20 protein-coding genes are annotated in these 24,513 nt (G+C 75.3%); 13 read left to right on the top strand and 7 right to left on the bottom strand.

Going from position 1 to position 24,513, the window contains the following annotated elements:
• Nucleotides 1-418: 418 nt before the first annotated feature.
• Entirely contained in the window at nt 419-1,351 is a 933-nt protein-coding gene (locus tag ACF9IK_RS06415; protein ID WP_395293258.1) for a polysaccharide deacetylase family protein, read from the top strand.
• A 117-nt stretch (nt 1,352-1,468) separates the two neighbouring features.
• On the opposite strand, the gene ACF9IK_RS06420 is transcribed toward ACF9IK_RS06415, so the two are convergent.
• Nucleotides 1,469-2,245, bottom strand: coding sequence for a glutamate racemase (locus ACF9IK_RS06420; RefSeq protein ID WP_395293259.1), 777 nt, complete (start codon nt 2,243-2,245; stop codon nt 1,469-1,471).
• 18 nt (nt 2,246-2,263) lie between these two features.
• Here ACF9IK_RS06420 and ACF9IK_RS06425 point away from each other — a divergent pair, with 18 nt between their 5' ends.
• Complete coding sequence (locus ACF9IK_RS06425) at nt 2,264-3,442, top strand: glycosyltransferase (RefSeq protein WP_395293260.1); 1,179 nt, start codon at nt 2,264-2,266, stop codon at nt 3,440-3,442.
• 23 nt (nt 3,443-3,465) lie between these two features.
• Entirely contained in the window at nt 3,466-4,212 is a 747-nt protein-coding gene (locus ACF9IK_RS06430; protein WP_395293261.1) for an SAM-dependent methyltransferase, read from the top strand.
• Between the two features lie 125 nt (nt 4,213-4,337).
• Here ACF9IK_RS06430 and ACF9IK_RS06435 read toward each other — a convergent pair whose 3' ends face one another.
• The 6 genes from ACF9IK_RS06435 to ACF9IK_RS06460 form a co-directional block, all read right to left on the bottom strand.
• Complete coding sequence (locus ACF9IK_RS06435; RefSeq protein ID WP_395293262.1) at nt 4,338-5,540, bottom strand: glycosyltransferase family 4 protein; 1,203 nt, start codon at nt 5,538-5,540, stop codon at nt 4,338-4,340.
• 3 nt (nt 5,541-5,543) lie between these two features.
• Nucleotides 5,544-6,743 (bottom strand): ABC transporter ATP-binding protein, encoded by a 1,200-nt coding sequence (locus ACF9IK_RS06440; RefSeq protein ID WP_395293263.1) that lies wholly within the window; start codon nt 6,741-6,743, stop codon nt 5,544-5,546.
• Nucleotides 6,733-7,638 carry an ABC transporter permease gene (locus ACF9IK_RS06445; RefSeq protein ID WP_395293264.1) on the bottom strand — a complete coding sequence of 302 codons (906 nt, stop codon included), beginning with the start codon at nt 7,636-7,638 and terminating at the stop codon, nt 6,733-6,735. The genes ACF9IK_RS06440 and ACF9IK_RS06445 overlap by 11 nt, the downstream gene beginning before the upstream one ends.
• Nucleotides 7,639-7,842: 204 nt before the next feature.
• On the bottom strand, nt 7,843-8,529 hold the full coding sequence (locus ACF9IK_RS06450) for a thiol:disulfide interchange protein DsbA/DsbL (protein WP_395293265.1): 687 nt from the start codon (nt 8,527-8,529) through the stop codon (nt 7,843-7,845).
• Nucleotides 8,530-8,546: 17 nt separating this feature from the next.
• Nucleotides 8,547-8,738, bottom strand: coding sequence for a hypothetical protein (locus ACF9IK_RS06455; protein ID WP_395293266.1), 192 nt, complete (start codon nt 8,736-8,738; stop codon nt 8,547-8,549).
• Between the two features lie 127 nt (nt 8,739-8,865).
• Nucleotides 8,866-9,996 (bottom strand): glycosyltransferase family 4 protein, encoded by a 1,131-nt coding sequence (locus tag ACF9IK_RS06460; protein WP_395293267.1) that lies wholly within the window; start codon nt 9,994-9,996, stop codon nt 8,866-8,868.
• Between the two features lie 321 nt (nt 9,997-10,317).
• Here ACF9IK_RS06460 and ACF9IK_RS06465 point away from each other — a divergent pair, with 321 nt between their 5' ends.
• The 10 genes from ACF9IK_RS06465 (at nt 10,318) to ACF9IK_RS06510 (ending at nt 24,350) form a co-directional block, all read left to right on the top strand.
• The gene (locus tag ACF9IK_RS06465; RefSeq protein WP_395293268.1) at nt 10,318-11,436 is read left to right on the top strand and encodes a glycosyltransferase family 4 protein; all 1,119 of its coding nucleotides are present in this window, start codon (nt 10,318-10,320) and stop codon (nt 11,434-11,436) included.
• A gap of 329 nt (nt 11,437-11,765) precedes the next feature.
• Nucleotides 11,766-13,682 (top strand): tyrosine-protein kinase family protein, encoded by a 1,917-nt coding sequence (locus ACF9IK_RS06470; RefSeq protein ID WP_395293269.1) that lies wholly within the window; start codon nt 11,766-11,768, stop codon nt 13,680-13,682.
• A complete protein-coding gene (locus ACF9IK_RS06475) occupies nt 13,679-14,824 on the top strand; it encodes a glycosyltransferase (RefSeq protein ID WP_395293270.1) in 1,146 nt (381 codons plus the stop codon). Before ACF9IK_RS06470 ends, ACF9IK_RS06475 begins: the two co-directional genes overlap by 4 nt.
• Before the next feature lie 58 nt (nt 14,825-14,882).
• A complete protein-coding gene (locus tag ACF9IK_RS06480) occupies nt 14,883-15,941 on the top strand; it encodes a GNAT family N-acetyltransferase (RefSeq protein ID WP_395293271.1) in 1,059 nt (352 codons plus the stop codon).
• Nucleotides 15,941-17,521, top strand: a complete 1,581-nt coding sequence (locus ACF9IK_RS06485) for a hypothetical protein (protein WP_395293272.1) — start codon at nt 15,941-15,943, stop codon at nt 17,519-17,521. The genes ACF9IK_RS06480 and ACF9IK_RS06485 overlap by 1 nt, the downstream gene beginning before the upstream one ends.
• Nucleotides 17,518-18,711 carry a DegT/DnrJ/EryC1/StrS family aminotransferase gene (locus tag ACF9IK_RS06490; protein ID WP_395293273.1) on the top strand — a complete coding sequence of 398 codons (1,194 nt, stop codon included), beginning with the start codon at nt 17,518-17,520 and terminating at the stop codon, nt 18,709-18,711. Before ACF9IK_RS06485 ends, ACF9IK_RS06490 begins: the two co-directional genes overlap by 4 nt.
• A 129-nt stretch (nt 18,712-18,840) precedes the next feature.
• The gene (mscL, locus tag ACF9IK_RS06495; RefSeq protein WP_395293274.1) at nt 18,841-19,299 is read left to right on the top strand and encodes a large conductance mechanosensitive channel protein MscL; all 459 of its coding nucleotides are present in this window, start codon (nt 18,841-18,843) and stop codon (nt 19,297-19,299) included.
• 443 nt (nt 19,300-19,742) lie between these two features.
• Nucleotides 19,743-20,558, top strand: coding sequence for a DUF6643 family protein (locus tag ACF9IK_RS06500; protein ID WP_395293275.1), 816 nt, complete (start codon nt 19,743-19,745; stop codon nt 20,556-20,558).
• Between the two features lie 238 nt (nt 20,559-20,796).
• Nucleotides 20,797-21,675, top strand: coding sequence for an MOSC domain-containing protein (locus ACF9IK_RS06505; protein WP_395293276.1), 879 nt, complete (start codon nt 20,797-20,799; stop codon nt 21,673-21,675).
• 245 nt (nt 21,676-21,920) lie between these two features.
• Nucleotides 21,921-24,350 (top strand): right-handed parallel beta-helix repeat-containing protein, encoded by a 2,430-nt coding sequence (locus ACF9IK_RS06510; RefSeq protein ID WP_395293277.1) that lies wholly within the window; start codon nt 21,921-21,923, stop codon nt 24,348-24,350.
• Nucleotides 24,351-24,513: the final 163 nt, after the last annotated feature.

Genomic DNA, 24,513 nt, shown 5'->3' on the forward strand with positions numbered 1-24,513 from the left:
CCAGGAGCCGTCCGCGGTGCGGGTTGGGAGTCCCCGCCGAGGACCGGAACTACCCAGGGGGCGGAGCCGCCGTGCCCTGGTGTCGGAGGCAGGGCTCCGTCCTCCGGCGGTACCGCCACGCCGCACAGGCGACCGAGGGGGAACCGTGCCGCATTCCCAGTCCACCACGTCGATCTCCAGGGCCAGGGCCAGGTCCGTGGTCCGCACCCTGCCGAGCGTGACCGTGCGCTCGCTGCCGCAGGCGGCTGTCGGGCAGCCGGCCGCCCGGCAGCAGTCCTCCGTCCGACCGCAACCCGTTCGCCCGCAACCCGTTCCACGGCCGACGAAACCGGCGCCCATGGCCTACGCGGGGGCGCCGGCGGTGCCTGCGGCGCCGGCTGGCCCGGGGGGTCACCAGCCGGCCGCCGGGCGGCCGACCGTGGCGGCCGATCCCTGCCGGCCGGACGGGCGGGGTGAGTGGCTGCGCTTCGCCCCCGTCCAACCGCTGTTCCGGGCGCGGGCCGCGCAGCGGCTCGCCGTGCTCGCCTACCACGGTGTGACCGACCCGCGGTCCTTCGGCGCCCAGCTGGACCGGCTGCGAAGACTCGCCACACCCGTCTCCCTGGACGCCGTCCAGCAGGCCGTCACGGAGCGCCGGCCGCTGCCGCCGCGCAGCGTGCTGGTGACTTTCGACGACGCCGACCGCAGCGTCCTCACCCACGCCCTGCCCGCCCTCAACGACCGCGGGATCCCGGCCGCCGCCTTCGTGATCTCCGAGTTGATCGGGACCGAACGGCCGTTCTGGTGGCACGAGGCCGACTTCCTGGCCCGGCACGGCGGGCGCGCCCGCTCGCTGGACTGCGGACACCCGTCGCAGCTGCTCCGGCGGCTCAAGGCGATGCCCGACCCGGACCGGCGGCGCAGCCTGCACGAGCTCCGGGTCAGTGCGGACCGGCGTCCGCCCCGGCAGGAGCAGCTCACCCCGGCCGACCTGCTCGCCCTGCGCGCGGGCGGCGTCGCCATCGGCAACCACACCCAGGGGCACCCGTGCCTCGGCCGCTGCGACGACGTCACCGTCCGTGCCGAGATCACCGGTGCACACGAGGCGCTCACCCACTGGCTGGGCGAGCCGCCGGTGGCCTTCGCCTACCCCGACGGCGGCCACGACCCGCGCGCGGAAGCCGTCCTGCAGGAGCTCGGCTACCGCCTCGGATTCCTCTCGGACCACCGGTTGGGCCCGCGCCTGCCCCACCACCCGCTGCAGATCAGCCGGCTGCAGGTGGACTCCACCACCAGCACCCGCCGGTTCGACACCATCCTGTCCGGCCTCGAACCGGCCTACCGCCGCTGGCGCGGCCACGCCGTGGCCTGACCTCCCGTGCGGGGGGAGTCGGCCGAGCCGACGTCCCGCGCACGGGGCGTACCGGGACGCACCGGTCAGGGTCCACGCCGGGAGTCGGGCGGGCCGGCGCCCGGTGCGGGTCGGTGGTCAGGCGGCGGGAGCGGGGGTGGCGAGGGTGAGGCCCTGGGGGTAGAGCCGGGCGACCGGGGGGAAGGGGGCCGGGACGCCGGCGTGGAGGACGGTCACGGTCGCCTCCCCGGTGCGGCCGGGATCGGCGACGCGGCGCAGCGCCTGGGCCGCGACCGCGTCGGCAGACCCGTGCAGCGTCAGCCCGGGGGCCGCGGTGGAGACGACGGCCGCGCAGATGCGGTCGGCCACCAGCTCGTAGTGCGTGCAGCCGAGCACGATGGCCGCCGTACCGGCCGGGGTCCGGGCCGCGGCGTCCGCCACGGCCGCCTCGATCGCCGCGTCGTCGCCGTGCTCGACGGCGTCCGCCAGCCCTGGGCAGGCGACCTCGGTGACCGCGGCCGTCCCGGCGAAGTCGCGGATCAGGCCGCGCTGGTAGGCACTGCCCGTGGTGATCGGGGTGGCCCAGATCGCGACCGGACCTCCGAGGGCGGCGGCCGGCTTGATGGCCGGGACCGTGCCGATGACCGGCAGCGCGGGCTCCAGCTCGGCCCGCAGCACGGCCAGCGCGTGCACCGAGGCGGTGTTGCAGGCGACCACCAGCACGTCCGGTTCGAGGTCCGCCGCGGCGCGCGCGCAGCCCAGGGCGAGCGCGGCGACCTCCTCGGGCGTGCGCGGGCCCCAGGGCATCGAGGCGGGGTTGGAGGAGAGCACCAGATCGACGTCCGGCCGCAGCGTCCGAAGGGCGGCAGCCGCGGCCAGCAGGCCGATTCCCGAGTCCATCAGTGCGATCTTCATGGACCAAGACATTAGTCGATGCCCCGCCACGGGCCCCCGGTGCGGCAGACTGCCCGGGTGACCGTCCTGCTGTGGATCGCCCTGCTCTCCCTGCTGGTCTGGCTCTGGCTGGCGTGCTGCCACGGGTTCTTCTGGCGCACCGACCTGCGGCTGCCGCCGCGCCGCCCGCCGGCGCGCTGGCCGCACGTCGTGGTGGTGGTCCCGGCCCGGGACGAGGCCGAGGTGCTGCCGCTCAGCCTGCCGAGCCTGCTCGCTCAGAAGTACCCGGGGCGGGCCCGGGTGGTCCTGGTGGACGACCACAGCTCGGACGGCACCGGAGCGCTCGCGGCCTCGCTCGCCGCCCCCGACGGGCTGGAGCTGGCCGTCACCACCCCTCCCCCTCTGCCGCCGGACTGGACCGGCAAGCTCTGGGCGCTGCGGCACGGCGTGGAGCTGGCCGGTCCGGACGCGGAGTACCTGCTGCTGACCGATGCCGACATCGCGCACGGGCCGGACTCGCTCGCCGAGCTGGTGGCCGCGGCCGAGAGCAACCGGCTGGACCTGGTCTCGCAGATGGCCCGGCTGCGGGTGGAGACCGGGTGGGAGCGGCTGATCGTGCCGGCCTTCGTCTACTTCTTCGCGCAGCTGTACCCGTTCCGCCGGTCCAACCGGCCGGGCGCGCGGACGGCCGCGGCTGCGGGCGGCTGCTCGCTGGTGCGGCGCGAGGCCCTGGAGCGGGTGGGCGGGGTGGCGGCGATCCGCGGGGCGGTGATCGACGACGTCTCGCTGGCCCGCGCGGTGAAAGCCGCCGGCGGCCGGACCTGGCTGGGCCTGGCGGACCAGGTGGACAGCGTCCGCCCGTACCCGCGCCTGGCACAGCTCTGGCGGATGGTCTCGCGCAGCGCTTACGCCCAGCTGCGGCACTCGGTGCTGCTGCTGGCCGGCACGGTGCTCGGGCTGGCGCTGGTGTACCTGGTGCCGCCGGTGGCGACCCTGGCCGGGGCGGCCGCCGAGCGGTGGGCGACGGCCTCGGCGGGCGGGGCGGCCTGGGCGCTGATGGCGGGAACGTACCTGCCGATGCTGCGCTACTACCGGCAGCCCGCGCCGGCCGCGTTGCTCCTGCCGTTCACCGCGGCGCTCTACCTGCTGATGACGGTGGACTCGGCGGTGCAGCACTGGCGCGGACGCGGAGCTTCGTGGAAAGGCCGGACGTACTGAGACGTCTGGTCCACACTGTTCGAATGGACCGCCAAACGATCTCCCGCCTCGCCCATGCCCACCACCCGATCGCCGCGCCGATCGCCGACGAGTCGGTGGCCCGGCTGCTGACCCGGGCCACCGGGCACACCGAGACCGGCCGGGTGCTCGACCTCGGCTGCGGCGAGGGCGGCTGGCTGGTCCGGGCGCTGGCGGCGCGGCCGCGGTGGCAGGCGGTCGGGGTGGACCTGGACGCGGCGGCGCTGACCCGGGCCCGGGAGGTCGCCCTGGCCCTCGGGGTGGAGCGGCGGATCGGTCTGCACCACCTGGACGTCCAGGAGTTCAAAGCCGTCGAGCCGTTCGACCTGGTGCTGAACGTGGGGGCGACGCACGCCTTCGGCGGGCTGCTGCCGACCCTGGCCGCGGCCCGCGGGCACCTGGCGCCGGGCGGTCTGGTCGTGGTCGGCGACGGCTTCTGGGAGCGGGAACCCGGGCAGGCCGCGCTGGACGGGCTCGGCGCGGACCGGGAGGAGTTCGCGGATCTGGCGACCACGACCGACCGGGTGATCGCGGACGGCTGGACGCCGGTGTACGGCCATGTCAGCACGCCGCAGGAGTGGGACGACTACGAGTTCTCGTGGACGGGCTCGCTGGCCGCGTGGGCGCTGGACCACCCGGACCACCCGGACGCGGCGGCCGCCCGAGAAGCGGCGGACCGGCACCGGTCCGAGTGGCTGCACGGGTACCGCGGAACCCTCGGCTTCGTCACCTACCTGCTGCGCCGCGACTGACCGGCGGTCCTCCGTCCGGCCGGCCGGTCCTCCGGTCGGACGGAGACCGTCGGTCGGCCCGGACGGAGGACCGAGCCGGGGCCCCCGACACGACCGCGGTCGGAGGCCGGGGTCGGAGGCCCGGGTCAGAGGCGGCCCAACAGGCGCAGGGCCGCCGGCTTGGTGAACTCGTACCTGGTCATCTGCTCCAGGTCCCGCAGCCAGCGGCCCGCGCGGGCCGGGCGGGCCAGGACGCGGGCGTAGAGCTCCTCGAAGGCCGTGGTCACGCTCTCCAGCGAGAACCGTCCGACCACCCACTCCCGCCCCCAGGCACCCAACTCGGTGCGTCGGCCCGGGTCGTCGAGGAGTCCGCGGAGCTGCCCGGCCAGCGACTCGGGCTCACGCGAGCCGCTGCCGAAGCCGTACATGCAGCGCGAGGCGTGCGGCTCGACCAGCGGCCCCGGCTCGTGCACGGCGGTGTAGCCGGCCGCCCCGTGCACCACCACCGGCTTGCCGAAGGCGAGGCCGCGCAGGGCCGAGCCGCCCATGCCGAGGACGATGTCGGCGGCCTGGTAGGCGGGCCGCGGGTCGGCCAACTGGCCCGGCACCAGGACGGCTCGGCGGCCGAGGGCGGTGTTGGCCGCGGCCGCGCGGGTGCGCAGCGGCTCCAGACTCGGCCCGGCGCCGACCACGACCAGCCGGACCCGCGGGTCGTCGAGCTGCCGGACGGCGTCGACGGTGAGCTCGGTGCCGGCGTCCTTCTCCAGTGCGGGCACCAGCCGGGTGACGATGACGAGCAGCAACTCGTCGTCGCCGATGCCGTGCTCGCGCCGGAAGGCGGCGCCGTCGACCAGTCCGGGTGCGTCGGTGGCGGTGTTCACCGGCGGTTCGATCAGGCTGACGTCCCGGTGGCCGAAGGCCCTTCCCTCGCCCATCAGCGCACCGAGGCCGAGGACGAGCGGCTGGTGGTGGGGCAGGCCGCGCAGCATCCGGATGCCGTAGAAGGTGGTGACCACCGGCAGCCGTCCGTAACGTCCGGGCCCGAAGTAGGAGTTGCGGGCCGCCCGGACCTCCCAGGCGTGCAGCAGCTGGCTGCCGTGCTCGGCGGCGAGGCGGCCGAGGCGGCGCCGGACCTCGGCGTGCGGGGTGTCCGGTCCGCCGGCGACCACGACGTCGAGGCCGTGCCCGGCGGCGACCTCGACCAGCGGCGCGGGGCCGGTCACCCCCTGCGCGAAGAGCACCGGGTCGTGGCCGCGCTCGCGCAGGGTGCGGGCGATGTCGACCGCGTTGAGCTGGGCTCCGCCCAGGGCAAGGTTGTTGAGATGGACCAGCACCCGGACAGGTCGCAAGGGTCACTCCTCCCAGTGGTGCGGGACGAAGACCGGCGCGGCCAGCACGACCGCGCGCGGCGGGGTGTCCAGCATCGGGCCGAACACGTCGAACTGGCCGACCGAGTGCCAGCTCATCAGCGTCCCACCGTCGGTCCGGCCGATCCCGTACACGCCGGCCCAGAGCGTGTAGCGGCCACGCGGAAGCGGCAACCTGGGTATCACACAGACGACTTGGCGGTCCTCGCCGGTGAGTCGGAGCTCGTGGCTGATCTGGAAGATGGGGCTGGACGTGCCCTCGCTGACGCCCAGGTGCAGGGTGGCGTCGCCGCGGTGGTCGCCGCCGAGGGTGAGCTCGACGCTCATCGGTGCGTCGGTGGTCAGGCTCTCCCGGTCCTCGCCCCGGACGGCGTGCTTGAGCAGTTGCAGCGGCTCGCCGGTACGGCCGCCGGCCTCGGACTGGGCCTCGATGGAGTCGCGGTAGCCGGCCATCGCGTCCTTGATGCCCGCGTCCACCCGGACCGAGCCCTGCTCCAGCCAGACGCCGCGCCGGCAGATGGACTCCACGGCGGGCAGGTCGTGGGAGACGAAGACGATCGTGGTGCCCTGCTCCGCGACCTCGCGCATCCGGTCCAGGCAGCGCTGCTGGAAGACCGCGTCGCCGACCGCCAACACCTCGTCCACCAGCAGGACATGGGGCTCCAGGTAGGCAGCGACGGCGAAGCCGAGGCGCATCTGCATGCCGGAGGAGTAGAACTTCACCTGCCGGTCGATGGCGCCGCCGAGCCGGGCGAACTCGACGATGTCGTCGAAGCGGGTGGCCACCTCGCGCCGCCGCAGGCCGAGCAGCGCACCGAACAGGTAGATGTTCTCGCGGCCCGTGAGGTCGGGGTGGATGCCGGCCCGGATCTCGATCAGGGCGCCGATCCGGCCGCGAACGTCGATCACGCCGCCGTACGGGTACATCACCCGGGTCAGCATCTTCAGCAGGGTGGACTTGCCGGAGCCGTTCGAGCCGATCAGGCCGACGGACTCGCCCGGCTCGATGTGCAGGTTGACGTCGCGCAGCGCCCAGCGCCAGTCCTCGCCCTTCTCGCCGCGCAGCCGGCGGGCCATCGACTCGACCTTGTCGCGCAGCAGCATCCGCTGCTGGTCGGCCTTGAACCGCTTCCACACCTGCTCGGTGCGGATCGTGCCCAGGGGGTGGGTCCGGCTAGGCGACATCGGCGATCCCCGTCTCCAGCTTCTTGAACAGCAGGTAGCCGCCGACCAGGAACACCAGCGAGGAGACCGCGGCGATCGAGGTGAGCGCGAGGTCGGGCGCGTCACCGTACAGCAGGGCACCGCGGTAGCCCTCGATGACGGCGCCCAGCGGGTTGAACCCGACGTAGACCTCCTGCAGGCGCTGCGGGATCTGCGCCAGCGGGTAGGCGACGGGGGTGGCGAAGACGCCCATCTGGGTGATGATCGGCAGCAGGTGGCGGACGTCGCGCAGGTAGACCACGGCGACCGAGAGGATCAGCGCCACACCGTAGGTGAACGCGAACTGGATCAGCAGCAGCGGCAGCACCCAGAGGAAGGTGGCGGCGGGGGCGGTCCAGAACAGCAGGAAGAGCAGGCCGAGGACGCCGATGCCGATCAACATGTCGACACCGGCGACCAGCATGGTGGCCAGCGGGAAGACCTCGCGCGGGCAGTAGACCTTGTTGAGCAGGCTGAGGTTGTTGGCCAGGCTCAGCGCGCCCTGGTTCATGGTGTTGCTGAAGAACTGCCAGACGATCAGGCCGACGTAGGCGAAGAGCGGGTAGGCCGCCGTGCCGGTGTCGATCTTCACCGCGCGATGGAAGACCAGGGTGAAGATGGCGCAGAGCGCGAGCGGGGTGAGGACCGCCCAGGCGAAGCCGAGGACGGCCTGCTTGTAGCGGGCGCGCAGGTCACGCTCGGCCAGCGCGCGGACCAGTTCACGGGCGCCCCAGAGCTCCCGGGCGACCTGGGCGGGGCGCAGCCGGCGTTTGAAGATCAGTTCGGGCGGCGGCCCCTCCGCGGCCGAGGGCCGCCGCGGAGCGGCCGATGTCTGGCTCTCGCGCTCGTCGACGAGCTGCGCGCGTTGTCCCCCCACGGACCCCTGCCCTCTCCGGTACCGGCGGTATCGAGAAGTGGGCCAGCCGCCACGGCAGTTGTCCGACGCGACGGTTCGGCCCGGCGTCCACCATGGCACAGAGTGTGGTCACCGGGGGTCGGTTCCGTGAAGGTGATCGGAACACCGGTGGACGGGCGTGGCGCGGAAGGAGGTCGGCAGGGGCCTGGTACGGCGCGGGGGGCCTCAGTGGCGGGACCGCTCCTGCTGCCGCTGCTGGTCGTCGGCGACCAGGCGGTCCATGACGGCGGGCATCGCGTCGACGCCGCCGGCCTGGGTCGGCGTGGTGCGGGCGTCGCCCTGGACCACCACGGTGGGCAGCTCGTCGATGCGGTACCGGACGAACATCGCGGCGGCCTCGTCGACGTTCCGCCGGACCTGCTCGGAACGGTAGGCGTCGCGGAACGTGCCCGCGTCGACGCCCTGGCGCACCGCCCAGTCGACGGCGGCCGCCTCGGCGGTGAGGTCCTGGTCGTTGTTGTGGATCGCGCGGAAGGCACTGGCCTGCAGGCGCTCGACGAGGCCGAGGCGCTCCAGCGTGTAGTACAGGCGCGCGTGTCCGCGCTGCACGCCCTCCTCGCGGCTGCCCGGCCAGATCGCGGGCACCCGGCGCAGGTCGACGTCGGTGCGGTGCTTCTCGGCCCAGGCCTGGAGGGGCTGCTCCAGCTGCTGGGAGTGGCCGCAGTCGTACCAGAAGAACTCGACCGCCTCGGTGCGGGCGCCCTCGCGCACCGGCTGGAGGCGCTCGGCGAGGACGGACTGCGCGCCGTCGGCGGCGGGTTGGTGGGTGGTGGCGGCGCCCGCCTGGACGGGGGATGCGGCGATCCCGGTGGCGACGGCGAGCAGGACGGTGGACCTCAGCAGCGACTTCACACCGGGCAGTGTGTCCGTCACGGTCGGCGACCGGCCAGCTCCCGCCCGGCGGCGCGAGCCGGATTCGCCCGTTCGGCCCAGCGTCGCGCCTCGGAGGGCCGGAGCGGCTCGACCGGGAACGGCGGCGCGAGCGCGGAGCAGCTCCCCGCGGCCACCTCGGTCACGGCCTGCCGCACGCGCAGCCGGAACGCGGACGGAGTGCCGTCCATCAGGCCCTCCCACCCGGGCGCAGGGCCCCGACGGCCCCGTCGGACGACCGGGCCGCACAGGGGGGCACCCGCCCGCCCGCACCTCACCGCACCGAAACCACTGGAACTGAAGGACCTTGATGCCGTGTCAGCGGAGGCCGACCGCCCGGTGTCGCCAGAGATCGGTGAAGAGCGCCTGCCAGGCGTCCGTGACCACACCGAGCTCGAAGCGGGAGAGCGCGTGCTCGCGCGCCGCGGCGCCGAGTGCGGCGCGGTCGCCGGCCAGCACCTCGGCCAGCGCCTCGGCGAGGGCGCGCGGGTCGCCCGGGGCCACCAGTGCGCCGGTGGCTCCGTCGCGCACGACCGAGCCGACCCAGCCGACGTCGGTGGCGACGGCGGGCAGCCCGGCCAGCGCGGCCTCGATCAGGACACCGGGGGCGCCCTCACTGTCGCTGGTGAGCAGCACCGCGTCGGCGGCTCGGTAGAGCGGCGCCGGGTCGGCGAGGGTGCCGAGGAAGTGGGCGCGGGCGGCGGCCGGTTGGTGTTCGAGGGCGGCCCGCTGCGGGCCGTCGCCGGCGACCGCGAGCCGGACGTCCGGCAGCCGGCCGAGGGCGTCGAGGGCGAGGTCGAGCCTCTTCTCGGGGGCGATCGCGCCGAGCCAGGCGACCAGCAGGCCGTCCGCGGGCAGGCCGAGGGCCTGCCGGGCCGCGCGCCGGTCGGCCTCGTCCGCGGCGGGCCGGTACCGCTCGGCGGCGCGGGCGTTGGGGATGGTGCGGAGCGCGGCGGCGGGCAGCCGGAACCGCTCCTGCAGGACGGCACCGGCCTCGTCGGCGAGGGCGGTGACGGCGACGGCGCGGTGCAGCAGGGCTCCGGTGCGCAGTCGGCGCAGCGGGCTCGCCGTCCAGTGCCGGGGGTCGCCGATGGAGACGTAGACGAAGGGCGTGCGGGTGCCGGCCAGGGCGAGGGCGCAGGCGGGGAGGGTGGACGAGCCGTGGGCGACGACCAGGTCGGCGGTGCGGGCGGCGGAGCGCAGGGCGAGCAGGGTGGCCGGGTGCAGCCGACCGGGGCCGAGGACGACGGTGGCGCGGGTGTCGGGCGCGTCCGGGTGGGCGTCGGGGTGCGGGGCGAGGGCGCGCAGGGCCGAGGCCTGGCCGCGGCGGCGCAGTTCCCGGTGGAGGTCCCGCGCGAGGTTCTGGGCGCCGCGGCGGCGCGGGTCGGTGATGAGGTGCAGGATCCGGGGGCGGGTTCCGGTCGGCGTCGCCGGCGTCGCTTCGGGCATGGGATCGACCCTGGCACAGGCCCCCGCGCGGTACAGCCTCTTCGCACGAGCCGGTGGTGGCCCGTGCGCGGGCGCCGGCGATCCGGGCGCGCGCCGCTCACGGCCCCCGCCCGCCGGCTGCGCCGGACGTGCGCCCGGCCGTGCGCCCTCAGCCGCCCCCGACCGCCCCGGGGGGCCGATGCCTCCTGTCCGATTCCCTGGCGGTCGGCGGTCGCCACCTGCAATGCTGATCGGCAGTCAGGGTGCCGGCCGGCACGGGAGACCGGACGCGCCCAGGAGGGCGGGGGTTGGCCTGTGCATGTGCTCTATGTGATCGACAGCGTGAGCAGGGTCGGCGGGGCCGAGCAGGGCCTGGTGGCGATGGCCCCCCAACTGGTGCGGGCCGGCGTGAAGCTGGACGTCGCGTACCTCAAGGACTCGCCCGGCGGGTTCCAGCCCGAGCTGACCGCGGCCGGTGCCGACGTCTTCGGGGTGGGCCGGGCCACCCGGGGCCGCTCCGCAGCCGCGCTGCACCGGCTGGTCCGCGAGCGCCGGCCCGACCTCGTCCACACCACGCTCTACGAGTCGGACGTGCTCGGCCGGGCGGCCGCGCTGTCGGCGCGCACCCCGGTGGTCTCCAGCCTGGTCAACTCGGCGTACGGGCCGGAGCACCTGAACGCCCGCGGGCTCAGCCCGTGGAAGGTGCGGGCGGCGCAGGCCGTGGACGCCGCCACCGCGCAGGGCACCCGCCGGTTCCACGCGCTGACCCGCTACGTGGCGGGGGCGATGGCACAGCGGCTGCGGGTGCCACGGGAGCGGATCGACGTCGTGCCGCGCGGGCGCGACCCGGAGCTGCTGGGCACCGTCACCCCGGACCGGCGGGCGGCGGTGCGGGCGGCGCTGGAGCTGCCGCAGGACGCCCCGGTGGTGCTCGCGGCCGCACGTCAGCAGTACCAGAAGGGCCTGGACGTCCTGCTGGAGGCCTGGCCGGCGGTGCTGCGCACCGAGCCGGGGGCGGTGCTGCTGCTGGCCGGCAGCGAGGGCAGCGAGACGCCCCGGCTGACCGCGCTCGCCGAGGCCGCCGGCGGGGTGCGCTTCCTCGGGCCGCGCGACGACGTGTTCGACCTGATGGCCGCCTCCGACGCGTTCGCCGTGCCGTCCCGCTGGGAGGGGCTGGGCAGCGCGGCGATGGAGGCGATGGGCGTCGGCGTGCCGCTGGTCTGCGCGGACGTGCCCGCGCTGCGCGAGACGGTGGGCTCGGAGGACTACGCCCGGCTGGTGCCGCCGGAGCGGCCGGCGGAGCTGGCGGCGGCGCTCGCCGACACCCTGGACGACCGTGCGTCGGCGCGGGTCCGGGCGAAGGCGGCGCGGGCCCGCTTCCTGACCGCCTTCACCCTGCACCAGGTCTCGGCGCAGATGGTCGAGTTCTACGAGCGCTCACTGCGGCTGCGCCCGGTCTGACGGGATCCGGCCACCCGCGATCGGTTGGTCGGGAATCGACCGGTCCCAGTATCACCAAAGCGGTTGCGCCGCACGTCGCGGCTCGGCAAGCATCGCAAGGGGGACCGGCGGGGGCGGCGGGCCGAGCACGGGTCCGCTCCGGGGCGCCGGACGCGGGGCTACGGGGGTAGCGCAATCGTCAGGGGGGCGAGTTGCACCGGCCGAGGGATCCCACCGCGCCGCGGATCCGGCGCAGGTAGCAGCACCCGGACCGCCGTGCTCCCGAACGGGCCGCCCCGGGCGGGAGTTCCACAGCACCACCGCACCACGAACGCGAGGGGATCCAACCGGTGGAACCGGCAAACCACTTCACCGTCCTGCGGCGTTACTGGCGGCTGCTCGTCGGCTGCACGCTCGCCGCGCTCGTCGTCGGCTGGCTGCTGACCCCGGCCGGTGACACGGTGGACAACGCCAAATGGAAGTGCAAGGTCGCCATCACGCCGGTCGCGGGGGCCGGCGACACGGTGCGGGCCGACCAGGTGCTCTCGTACGCGCAGGGCGCGGACGTCGCGACGGCGGCGGCCCAGCAGCTCGGCATCGCCGACGTCGCCGCGGTGATCGCCCGCCGCACGGTGACGGCCGACAGCGCGCAGATGCTGTCGATAGCCACCATCGGCCCCACCCAGCAGTCCTGTTCCGACCTGGCGGCCGCCTACTCGGCCGCGATCATCAAGGGCTTCGGCGAGGAGTCCGCGAAGAGCGCCGCCGAGACGATCAAGAAGCTGCAGGCCCAGGCGGACGCGCAGCAGAAGGCGCTCGACGAGATCCAGCAGCAGTTCAACCGCTCCTCGGCCGGCGACCAGCCCAAGCTGCAGCCGAAGCTGACCGCCGCGTCCACCTCGCTGACCTCGACGCTCACCGCGATCAGCAAGCTGCAGAACGGCGCGCAGACCGATGCCATCCAGCAGTGGGGCAGCATCGACGCCCGGCAGAGCGCCGGGAACCTGCTCTCCTCGCCCAGCCGGAGCGTGCGGCTGGGCCTCGCCGTCTCGCTCGGCCTCGCCCTCGGGGTCGTGGCGGCACTGATGCTCAGCCGGATGGACACCCGGCTGCGCACCCGCAACCCGGTCGAGGAGGCGTTCAACCTCCCGGTGATCGGTGAGGTTCCGCAACTCTCCCGCCGGCTGCGGCGACTGCGCGAGCCGCTGGTACGGGCCCGGCCCTCCGACCCGGCCGCCGAGGCGTACCGCTCACTGCGCTCCACCCTGCTGCTCACCGGCCCGGACGCGCTCGCGCTGCCGGTTCGGGCGCACACCGCGTGGGACCCGGCCGAGGAGCTCTCGCGCCGGCTGGCCAACCCGGCGCCGGTGGTGCTGGTCGCCTCCGGCGGCAGCGGCGACGGCCGGACCACCACGGTCGCCAACCTGGCCGCCGCGCTGGCCGAGACGGGGCGCGAAGTCCTGGTGCTGGACTGCGACTTCCGCCACCCGCAGCTCCACTCCCATCTCGGCGTGGGCGGCGGGCCCGGGATGGCCGAGCTGCTCAGCGGCGAGCAGCTCGGCGAGCTGGACGAACTGATCCGGCCGACCAACGTGGAGGGCGTCTCGCTGATCACCGGCGGGAACACCACCGCGTACCCGGCCGCGCTGGTGCTGCGCGCCGCCGAGGTGCTGCGTCGGGCCCGCCGGTACGCGGACGTGATCCTGGTCGACACCTCGCCCCTGCTGCACGCCAACGACGCGTTCGACCTGGTCCAGCACGCGGACGCGGTGCTGGTGACCGTGCGCAGCGGCAACGTGACCCCGGAACAGGCCGACCGGGTCGCCGAGCTGCTCTGCCGCACCGGTGTGCCGGTGGCCGGCGTGGCGCTGCTCGGCACCGTCGGGCCGGCCGGGCGGCGGCGGCGGCGCACCGCGGCGGGCGGCGGCCCGTCGGCCCCGGCGGCCCGCTCGGCGCAGCCCGCGCTGCCGCGGGCTGCGGAGCGAGCGGCCGAACGGGCGGCCGGGCAGCGGCCGGCGCCCAGCTGGGCCCGGCGCGGACCCGCCGCGACCCCCGGCGCCGGGGCGGACGGCTCCCGGACCGGCGCCGCCGAGCCGTACGGCCGGAAGCCGGACGATCGCCGTCACCCGGACGACCACGCCCCGCCCGGACCGGCCGAGGGTGCCGAGGGTGCCGTGGGCGCCCACCGCCGGGGCCGTGCCCAGGGCACGGTCGGCGACGGCGAGCACGGCGAGCCGGCCCTGCTGCGCGAGACGGAGGAACGGTGAGCGCACGGACCAGGGTGCTCTGGCTGGCCAAGGGCCTGGGCCGTGGCGGCGCCGAGCAGCTGCTGCTCAACTGCGCCCGCCACGCGGACACTTCACGGTACGAGATCGAGCTGGCGTACGTGCTGCCGTGGAAGGACGCACTCGCCCCGGCACTCACCGAGGCCGGGGTGCGGGTGCACTGCCTCGGCACCCCGGGGAACGGCACGGCCACCGTCGCTCCCGGCCGGTCCGACCCGCGCTGGCCGCTGCGGCTGCGCCGGCTGATCGCCGCGCGCCGCTACGACCTGGTGCACACCCACATGCCGGTCCCGGCCACCGCCGCCCGGCTGCTGGCGCCCACCGCCGGCTCGCCGCGCCTGGTGCACACCGAGCACAACGTCTGGGACCGCTACCGCACGGCCACCCGCTGGGCCAACGCGCTCACCTACCGGCGCAACGACGCGGTGATCGCCGTCTCGCACGCCGTCGAGCGGGGCATCCCGGCCGCCCGGCGCCGCCCCGGCTCCTGGGTCACCGTGGTGCACCACGGGCCGGACCTCTCGGGCGCCCCCGAGGGACCCGCCGCCCGCGCCGAGGCCCGGACCGAACTCGGCCTGCCGCAGGACGCGTTCGTGGTCGGCACGGTCGGCAACCTGACCCCGAAGAAGGACCAGGCCACCCTGCTCGCCGCCCACGCCGAGCTGCGCCGCCACCACCCCGGCACCCGCCTGGTGCTGATCGGATCCGGTCCGCTGGAAGGGCAGTTGCGCGACCGCGCGGCCGAACTGGGCCTCGCCGACAGCGTACTGTTCGCCGGCTCGCGCTCCGACGTGCCCGCGCTGCTGGCCGGCCTGGACGTCTTCACCCTGAGCTCACGTCAGGAGGGCCTTCCGGTCGCCCTGATGGAGGCGATGACCACCGGCCTGCCGTCCGTGGTCACCCGGGTCGGCGGCATGCCGGAGGTGCTGGACGACGGCGAGCAGGGGCTGCTCGTCCCGCCGGGCGACCCGGCCGCGCTGGCCGCGGCCCTCGGCCGGCTGGCCGCCGACCCGCCGCTGCGGAGCCTCCTCGGCGCGGCGGCCCGGGAGCGCGCCGGGCGCTTCGACGTGGCCGGCGCGCAGCGGGCCGTCGAGGCGGTGTACGAGCAGGTCCTGCGGCGCTGAGGCGCGCTCCCCGCCACCACCGAAGGCCCCTACCACCGAGAAGAGTGCGAGTCCGGACGTGAGTGCCCTGCCCGCCCCCGCCGAGCTGACCTTCCGCCCGCTCACGGAGCCCGACCTCCCGGCCGTCCTCGACCTGCTGACCGCCTCCCTGGCGGGCGGCCCGACCGGCACCCGCACCGCCGAGTTCTTCCGCTGGAAGCACCGGCTGAACCCCTTCGGCGCCAGCCCCGGCCTGCTCGCCGAGACCCCCGAAGGGCGTCTCGCCGGCGTCCGGCTCTTCCTGCGCTGGCACTGGCACGAGGGCGCCACCGGCCGCACCGTCACCGCCGTCCGGCCGGTGGACACCGCCACCCACCCGGACTTCCAGGGCCGCGGCATCTTCCGCCGGCTCACCCTCGATCTGCTCGGACAGGTCGGCGAGCAGGCCGAGTTGGTGTTCAACACACCCAACGGCAACAGCCTGCCGGGGTACCGGAGGATGGGCTGGCAGGAACTCGGGCACGTCCCGGTGGCGCTGCGCCCGGTCCGCCCGACCGCGTTCGCCCGCGGGGTGCGCGCCGCACTGGCCCGCCGACCGGCCGGCCCCGCCGCCCCGGCCGACTGCCGGCTCCCCACCGCCGGAGACTGGTTCGAGGCGCAGTCGGCGGACGGCCCGCTGGCCGAGCTGCTGCGCGAGCGGATCGCCGCCGACGCCGCCGATCCGCGCCTGGCCGTCCGCCGCACCCCGGAGTTCCTGCGCTGGCGCTACGGGCACGCCCCCGGCCTGGACTACCGGGTGCTCACCTGCCACCGCGGCGGCGAGCTCACCGGCCTGGCCGTCGGCCGGCCCCGACGGCGCGGCCCGCTGGCCGAGTTCACCCTCGCGGACGTGCTGGTCCGACCGGGTGACCGGGACAGCGCCGCGCGGCTGCTGCGCGCCGCCGCCCGCGAGTCCGGCTGCGACCACGTCGCCACCCACCTCTCCCCCGGCACCGAGGCCGCCGCGGCCGCACTGCGGGCCGGCTACCTGCGCGCACCGCGCACCGGGGTGACCCTGGCCGCCCGCACCCCGGCCGGACCGACCCGACTGACCCTGGCCGACTGGCGGTTCTCCCTCGGCGACCTGGAGGTCTTCTGATGCCCTGGCCGGCCCCGGCGGTCCGGGCCGCCACGACCCGGGTGCCGTGGCCGTCCGCCGTCGCGGCCGCGCTGGTCACGGGCTACGTCGCGTTCTTCGTCGTCGCGATGGTGCACACCTCGTACGACACCTGGGGCGCGCTGCTGATCCTCCCGGTGCTGATGGGGATCGGCACCCCGATCCTGGCCCGGATCGCCGCCGCCAACCCGGAGCGGGACGTGTTCCGGCTGCTGCTGCTGGCCATGACGGCCAAGCTGCTCTGCGCCTTCCCCCGCTACCTGATGGCGTTCGTGCTGTACGGCGGCGCGGCGGACTCCAAGATGTACCACCAGAAGGGCAGCGAGCTGGCCGCGTACCTGGACCAGGCCGACCTGTTCGGCGGGATCCAGTACGACCTCGGGATGAAGGTCGCCGGCACCGGCTTCATCATCGTCGTCACCGGGGTGGTCTACGCGATCACCGGCCCGTCGCTGATCGGCGGCTTCCTGGTCTTCTCCTGGCTGGGGTTCTGGGGGCTGCTGCTGTTCTGGCGGGCGCTGCAGATCGCCTTCCCGGAGGCGGACACCCGCAAGTACGCCAAGCTGGTGTTCTTCCTGCCCTCGCTGCTGTTCTGGCCGTCCAGCATCGGCAAGGACGCCTGGATGATGTTCTGCCTGGGCCTGACCACCTACGGCACCGCACGGCTGCTGGACCGCCGGTTCGGGGCCTTCGCCTGCATCGCCCTCGGCTCGCTCGGCACCGCGATGGTCCGCCCGCACGTCACCGCGCTCGCCGGAGCCGGGCTGATGGTCGCGTACGTGCTGCGCAAGCGGCCGCAGCAGGCGAGCGCGCTCGGGCCGCTGCGGACGATCCTCACCGCCGTGGTGCTGGGCGCGATGGCCGTGCTGATGCTGCAGCAGGTCTCCACCTTCTTCGGCACCGACGGCACCGGCGGGGACGCCGTCAACCAGGTGCTCTCGGAGACCTCGCGGCGCACCAGCCAGGGAAACTCGATGATCAACGCGACCGCGCCCGAGGACACCGCGCCCAGGTTCAGCCTCAATCCGGCGGGTCTGCCGGTCGCCGTGGTCAGCGTGCTGTTCCGGCCGTTCCCGTTCGAGGCCTCCAACATCCAGAACCTGATCCAGTCGGTGGAGTGCTTCGCGCTGCTGGTGATGTTCATCCGCAGCTGGCCCCGGCTGAGCCGGCTGCCCCGGCTCTTCGTGCAGCGCTCGTACGTCGCCTTCACCGCCGTGTACACGCTGCTGTTCTGCTGGGCGTTCTCGACCATCAACAACATGGGCATCCTGTCCCGCGAGCGGGTCCAGGTGCTGCCGCTGGCGCTGGTCCTGCTGGTCGTGCCGGCCGCCTCCGCCGCCCGCGGGCCCGCCGAACGCCGGCCGCCACCGGTCTGGCGGGTCGCACCGGGCCAGTGGCGGGAGCGGCGACCGGTCGGCCCACCGCCGGTGGCCCCAGCCGTGTACGCCTCACCACCGTACGCCGAACCACCGTACGCCGGAACGCCGTTCACCTCGCCCTCGCCGTCCCCGAGCCACTCCGAATCCCAGTCACCGTCCCAGGGGGGATCGACCGCGCCATGACCACCGACACCCACGCCCTGCCCGCCGCCCTCGGCGGCACGCCCGCCTTCCCGGACGGACTCCCGCTCACCCGGGTTCGCGTCCCCGACCGCGCCGCGCTGCTGGAGCGGCTCGGCAGCGTGCTCGACAGCGGGCAGCTCACCAACGGCCGGACCGTCGCCGAACTGGAGGAGGCCGCCGCCAAGCTGCTCGACGTGCCGCACGCGGTGGCCGTCTCCAACTGCACCGCCGGCCTGATGCTCGTGCTGCAGGCCGCCGGGGTCGGCGACGGCCGGCCGGTGGTGATGCCCGGCTTCACCTTCTCCGCCACCGCCCACGCCGCCCACTGGGCCGGCGGCACCCCGCTGTTCGCCGAGGCCCGCGAGCAGGACGTCACCCTCGACCCCGAGGACGCCGCCGCCGTCCTCGCCACCGCGGACCGCCCGGCCGCCCTGATGGCCACCCACGTCTACGGCACGCCCTGCCAGGTCGAACGGCTGCAGGAGGTCGCCGACGCGGCCGGCGTCCCGCTGGTGTACGACTCCGCGCACGGCTTCGGCAGCGTCCGCCGCGGGGTGCCGGTCGGCAACTTCGGCTACGCCGAGGTGTTCTCGATGAGCCCGACCAAGGTCGCGGTGGCCGGCGAGGGCGGCCTGGTCGCCACCCACGACGCCGAGCTCGCCCAGCGGCTGCGGCACGCCCGGGACTACGGCAACCCCGGCGACTACGACACGCTCTTCCCCGGCCTCAACGCCCGGATGAGCGAACTCCACGCCGCCGTCGGCCTCAACTGGCTGGCCGGCCTGCCCGAGCGGGTGGCCCACCGGGGCGCCCTCGTCGCCGAGTTCGGCGCCGCCACGGCCGGCCTGCCCGGCCTGCGGCTCGCCCTGCCGGAGGCGGGCGACACCTCGACGTTCAAGGACCTCACGCTGATGCTGGACGCCGACGCCTTCGGGCTCTCCGCGCTCCGGCTCGCCGACGCCCTCCGGGCCGAGGGCATCGACTCGCGCCGCTACTTCCACCCACCGGTGCACCGCCAGCGCGCCTACGCCCACCTCGGCCAGGCCGAGGCGCTGCCGCGCACCGACCGGCTCGCCGCCTCCGTGCTGACCGTGCCGCTCTGGTCCCAGATGGACGCCGCCACCGTACGCCGGATCGCCGACGCGGTGGTCCGGATCCAGCCGTACGCGGAGCGCCTGCGCGGCGACTGATCCGACCGGCGCCGGTTGCGCGGTTCGGGTGAACGCTGGTTGGACCGCGGGCGCACCCGGTCGGCAGGATGTCCGGCCGGGGCCCGCGGCCTCGTCCCACCCTCCCCCGTACGGATTTGGAGTCACCCGGTGCTCAAGGGATTCCGCAGCTTCCTGCTGCGCGGAAACGTCGTCGACCTGGCCGTCGGCATCGTCATCGGCGCGGCCTTCACCGCCGTCGTCACCGGGTTCGTCACGGCCTTCCTCACCCCGCTCGTCGGCGTGGCCACCGGCGCCGTCGGCGACTTCACCCAGAAGACCTTCGACGTCGCCGGCACCCGCTTCCCGTACGGGGTCTTCGTCAACGCCCTGATCAGCTTCGTGCTGGTGGCCGCGGTCATCTACTTCGTCGTCGTGGTCCCGGTGGGCAGGCTGCAGGCGAAGCTGGAGGGTGCCAAGCCTGCCCCGGCGGCCAAGGCGGACTGCCCCGAGTGCCTCAGCCCGATCCCGGCGGCGGCGCTGCGCTGCTCCTTCTGCACCTCCGAGGTGGCCGGCCGGCCGGGCTTCCCCGCCCAGGCCGCGCCGACCCGGCCGCTGCCGACCCGCTGAGCCCCGCTCAGGCACGCCGGGCCCGGCCGAACGTCCCCCCTCCGACGGCCCGGCGGGCCGCTGACCTCGGGTTCCGCACGCGGACCGACGGTCCGGCCGGGCCGCCCGGCCGGACCTCACGCGGACCATATCCCCGAAACATTCACGAGCCCCCGCCGGACCGCTGGCGGGGGCTCGAATGCGCCAGCGCACGCCCCGCCTGCAGAAGTTTCTTCGGCAGTACCCCAACCGTCCACCAGGCCTTCACCGAAGGGGTCTTTGCGGACACCGCCCGAGCTCCGTTCGAGGGCGCACACCCCTCCCGGGCTGGCCGGAAGTCGACGCCGGTATGTCCGTTCTTCCCACTTTCGAAGCTTTTGTTCGAGCGAAGACTGTGTAAACACTCGAACTGCTCGGCCTCCCACTCTCCTCAGCAGGCGCATTGTGGGCTTACCGTATGCCCCATGACCTCGCCCCGCTCCTACGACGGAGTCGGCTACCCCCCTCCGTCCTTCTCCTCCGGCACGCCCATCTACGACAGCCTCGTCGCAGAGCGCGGTGTCCCGCAGATCGCACCCATCAACGTGCCGGCCGCCCTGCCGCCGGCGCTGTCCTCCGGTTACGGATCCGGCCTCGGCCAGTCCTACGACAACCGGTACGGCACCGGGTACGACACCCCCGGCAGCAACCTCCCCGCGCTGCCCCCCGCCCGCCTCGCCCTGGGCCCCGGCCCGAGCAGCGGCCCCTCCGCCGGCCCCGCCACGGCCTACGTCCCGGTGCAGCCCGCGCCGGCGTACGCCGCAGCGCCCCAGCCGTCCGTCCCCGGCTACGGCGGCCCCCAGCCGTACGTGCCCGGCCAGCGCCCGCAGGCGCCCGCCCCCGGCTTCTCCCAGGCCACCGGCGGCGGCGCCTACCAGCCCAGCGGCGGCCAGAGCTTCGGCGGGCAGAACACCTTCGTCGGCGCCGGCCAGAGCGGCCCGCAGTCCTTCGGCGCCCAGCCGCTCGGCGGCCCCGCCGGGTTCGGCAGCCCGCAGCAGCCGGGAGGCCAGCCGCAGGGCGGCCCGCAGAGCTTCGGCGGTCAGCAGTCCTTCGTCGGCGGCCCGAGCGCGGGCGGCCCCGGCTTCGCGGGCCCGTCCGGCGACCAGAGCTTCGGCGGCGCCCCGCTGCGTCCCGCCGTCTCCCCGGTCGCACCGCTGCGCCCGATGCAGCCGCAACGGCCCGGCCCCTACGGCGAGCCGCAGTTCCAGCAGGCCTACCAGCCCCAGGGCCAGGGCTACTGAGCGAACCGCCACCTCCGGGCCGGCCCCACCCGGCCCGAACCCGCACCACCTGAGCACCACCCGGCGCCCCCGCGCCGGGCGTACGGAGAAACGGGTCATCCACGGACCGCCCGGACCGCCGCCCCACGGCGTCCGGGCGGTCCGTGCGCGTACGGGCCCCGCCCACCGGGCCGGGCGGGGCCGCGGTCGGCACGGCAGGGAGTGCCGGTCACCCCTCCGGTGCTGGCAGGATGGGGGAATGCTGCTCACCGGACTCCACGTCTACCCCGTCAAGTCCATGTACCGCCTGAGCCCCGCGAGCGCCCGCGTCGAACCGTGGGGCCTCGCCGGAGACCGCCGGTGGATGCTCGCCGACGCCTCCGGACGCTTCGTCAGCCAGCGCGAGAACGCCGCCCTCGGCCAGATCCGCGCCGAACTCGCCGCCGACGGCACACTGCTGCTCACCGCCCCAGGCGGTTCCCGGATAGAGGTCCCGGCCCCCGCCGTCGCGGCCGGCGACCCGGTGGCCGAGGTCGAGGTCTGGGGCACCCGCTTCCACGCCGCCGAGGCGGCCAAGGAGGCCCACCTCTGGATCGCGGAACACCTGGGCGACTACCGTCTGGTGCACCTGGACGACCCGCGCGCCCGCCCGGTCGACCCGGACTTCAGCACGCCCGGCGACACCGTGTCGATGGCCGACGGGTTCCCGCTGCTGCTCACCACCACCGCCTCGCTGGACGCGCTCAACACGCTGATCGCCGAGGCGAACCCGGACGGCCACGAGACCCTGCCGATGGAGCGGTTCCGCCCCAACGTGGTGGTCGGCGGCGCAGAGGCCTGGGCCGAGGACGGCTGGCGCCGGATCCGGATCGGCGAGTTGACCTTCGAGGTGGTCAAGCCCTGCGGCCGCTGCGTGGTCACCACCACCGACCAGGAGACCGGCGAGCGCCGCGGCCCCGAGCCGCTGCGCACCCTGGCCAAGCACCACCGGCTGCTGAAGAAGGCCGCGTTCGGGCAGAACCTGATCCCCGAGCGCCCCGCCGGCGTCGAGGGCGACGCGCTCGGCACGTTGCGGATCGGCGACGAGGTCGAGGTGCTGGAGGACGGGGCGAACTGGCCGGAGAACGCTCCCGTCTGACGCCTGCCGGGCGGAGGGCGCCGCTGCGCCGGCCCGGGTGCCGGCGTCGCGCCGGGCGTTCCGGAACCGGAACTGTGCGCGCTCGTTGAAACTTGTGGTGAAGCGGAAACGGTCCCCGGCCCACCCGGCGCCGGGGCGACCGGACCACCCCCGCGGGCGCGCTACGGTGGGCGGACGGCCGGTGCGCCCCCGCGCGTACCGACCGTTGATCGCCGGCTCGACGAAGGTGGGGACGACAGACCGTCATGGCTGAGCACAGGGTCCGGGTCACCCAGGACAGCGCATCCCGCTGGCGGCGCCGCGCCGGCGAGTACGACACGCTCGCGGAGGCCCTCGCGGCCGCCGAACCGGGCGACACCGTCACCGTCCGCCCCGGCACCTTCCGGGAGAACATCGTCCTGGACAAGCCGGTCACGATCGTCCCCGCCCAGGGCCCCGGCTCCGTCCGGATCGATCCGCCCGGCGGCGTGCCGCTGACCGTCACCGCCGCCGCGATCGTCCGCGACCTGGTGATCGAGGGCAGCGACAGCTCCGTCCCGGCCGTGCTGGTCGCCGGCCCCGACGCACGGCCCGCGTTCAGCGGCTGCCGGGTCGAGACCCGCTCGGCCACCGGCGTCGAGGTCACCGACGGCGCACGGCCCACCCTGCGCGGCTGTCTGGTCGCCAACCCGGCCGGCCTCGGCCTGCGGCTGCGCGGCGAGGACACCGCGGCCGTCTTCGAGGACTGCGAGGTGGCCGCCGCCGGCCAGGCCGGCATCGCCGTCCTCGGCGGCGCCACCGCCGTGCTCGACCGCTGCAAGGTCCACCACGCGTCCGGCGCCGGTGTGCTGCTCACCGACCCCGGCAGCGCCGCCGAACTGACCGGCTGCGAGATCTACGAGATCCGCGGCAGCGGCGTGCAGGCCGAGGCGCAGGCCGGCGGACGACTCGTCGACTGCGAGATCCACCGCGTCACCGGCAACGGCCTGACCCTGGACGGCGAGGCCGAACTCGTCCTGACCGGCTGCCGGGTCCACGACCTGCCGGAGAACGGCGCCGACCTGCGCGGCCGGGCCCGGCTCAGCCTGTCCAACAGCACCGTGCGGGACTTCGGCCGCGGCGCGCTCTCCGTCTGGGACCAGGGCACCGAGGCCGTCGCCGAGTCCTGTGAACTGCACGGCTCCAGCGGGGAGTACCCGGCGCTCTGGGTCAGCGACGGCGCCCGGCTCACCCTCACCGACTGCTCGCTGCACGACCTGCCGGACGCGCTCTTCGTCCTGGACCGGGACTCCTCCGCGACCGCCGAGGGCTGCTCGTTCAGCCGGATCCGCAGCTCGGCCGTCTCGGTCAGCAGCGGCGCCGGCGTGACGCTCACCGGCTGCCGGGTGCAGGAGGCCGGCACCGGTCTCTGGTTCCGCGACCACGGCAGCGGCGGCCTGCTCACCGACTGCGAGATCTCCGACGTGGCCACCGGCGTCATCGTCACCAAGGGTGCCGACCCCGTCCTGCGCGACTGCACCGTCCGGGCCAGCTCGGACGCCGGCGTCTACGTCTCGGCGCAGGGCCGGGGCACCTTCGAGGACTGCCGGGTCTCGCACGGCAAGGGCTTCGGCTTCCACATCATCGACGGCTGCCGGACGGTGCTCACCCGCTGCCGGGCCGAGCAGAACGGGCGGGCCGGCTTCGAGTTCTCCGAACCGGGCCCGGTGGTGGAGGGCTGTACCTCCGACGACGTCGCACCGGCCGCGAGCCCCGAGGTGCCCGCCCCGCGGAGCGTCCCGCCGGTCGGCGCGGCCCAGCCGTCGACCGCCACGGCGCTGGCGTCCTCGGTGGCGGGCGGGGCGGTGGGCACCGCCGCGATCGGCCCGATCCCGGACTGCCGGCCCGCCGAGGAGGCCCTGGCCGAGCTGGACGCGCTGGTCGGCCTGGCCACCGTGAAGCAGGAGGTCCGGACGCTGATCGACCTGATCTCGGTCGGCCGGCGCCGCCGCCAGGCCGGGCTCAAGGCGCCCTCGCTCCGCCGCCACCTGGTCTTCACCGGCGCCCCCGGGACCGGGAAGACGACGGTGGCCCGGCTCTACGGCGAGATCCTGGCCTCACTCGGGGTGCTCCAGCGCGGCCACCTGGTCGAGGTGGCCCGGGTCGACCTGGTCGGCGAGCACATCGGCTCCACCGCGATCCGCACCGCCGGCGCCTTCGACCGGGCCCGCGGCGGCGTGCTGTTCATCGACGAGGCCTACGCGCTGGCACCCGAGGACGGCGCCCGCGACTTCGGCCGGGAGGCGATCGACACGCTGGTCAAGCTGATGGAGGACCACCGGGACGAGGTGGTCGTCATCGTGGCCGGCTACACCGCCGAGATGGAGCGCTTCCTGTCGGCCAACCCGGGTGTGTCGTCGCGGTTCTCCCGGACCATCACCTTCCCCGACTACTCCGCGGACGAGCTGCTGGAGATCGCCCGCGCGCAGTGCGCCGAGCACGAGTACGCGCTGTCCGAGGACACCGAGGGCGCGCTGCTGGACCACTTCGCGACGCTGGAGCGCGGCCCCAACTTCGGCAACGGGCGCACCGCGCGGCAGGTGTTCGAGACGATGGTCGAGCGCCACGCCATGCGCGTCGCCCAGCTCGCCGACCCGTCCACCGAAGAACTCCAGCTGCTCGTACCGGCCGACCTGCCGGCACCCCGCCTCCCCTGAGGCCCCCGACGAGCGGAACCCCTCGACGCGGGGAGCCGCCCGGCGCCGGGCGGCCGGGAACCCGGCTGGGCCGGGCCCGCGTCGGACCCGACGGGGAGCTGCTCCTCAGCGGCGCGGCCAGCGGGCGGCAGCCCCGGTCGTGCTGTTCCCCCGTCGGTCCTCG

This window comes from Kitasatospora hibisci, from assembly GCF_043950205.1.
In the GTDB taxonomy this organism is placed as follows: Bacteria; Actinomycetota; Actinomycetes; order Streptomycetales; family Streptomycetaceae; genus Kitasatospora; species Kitasatospora hibisci.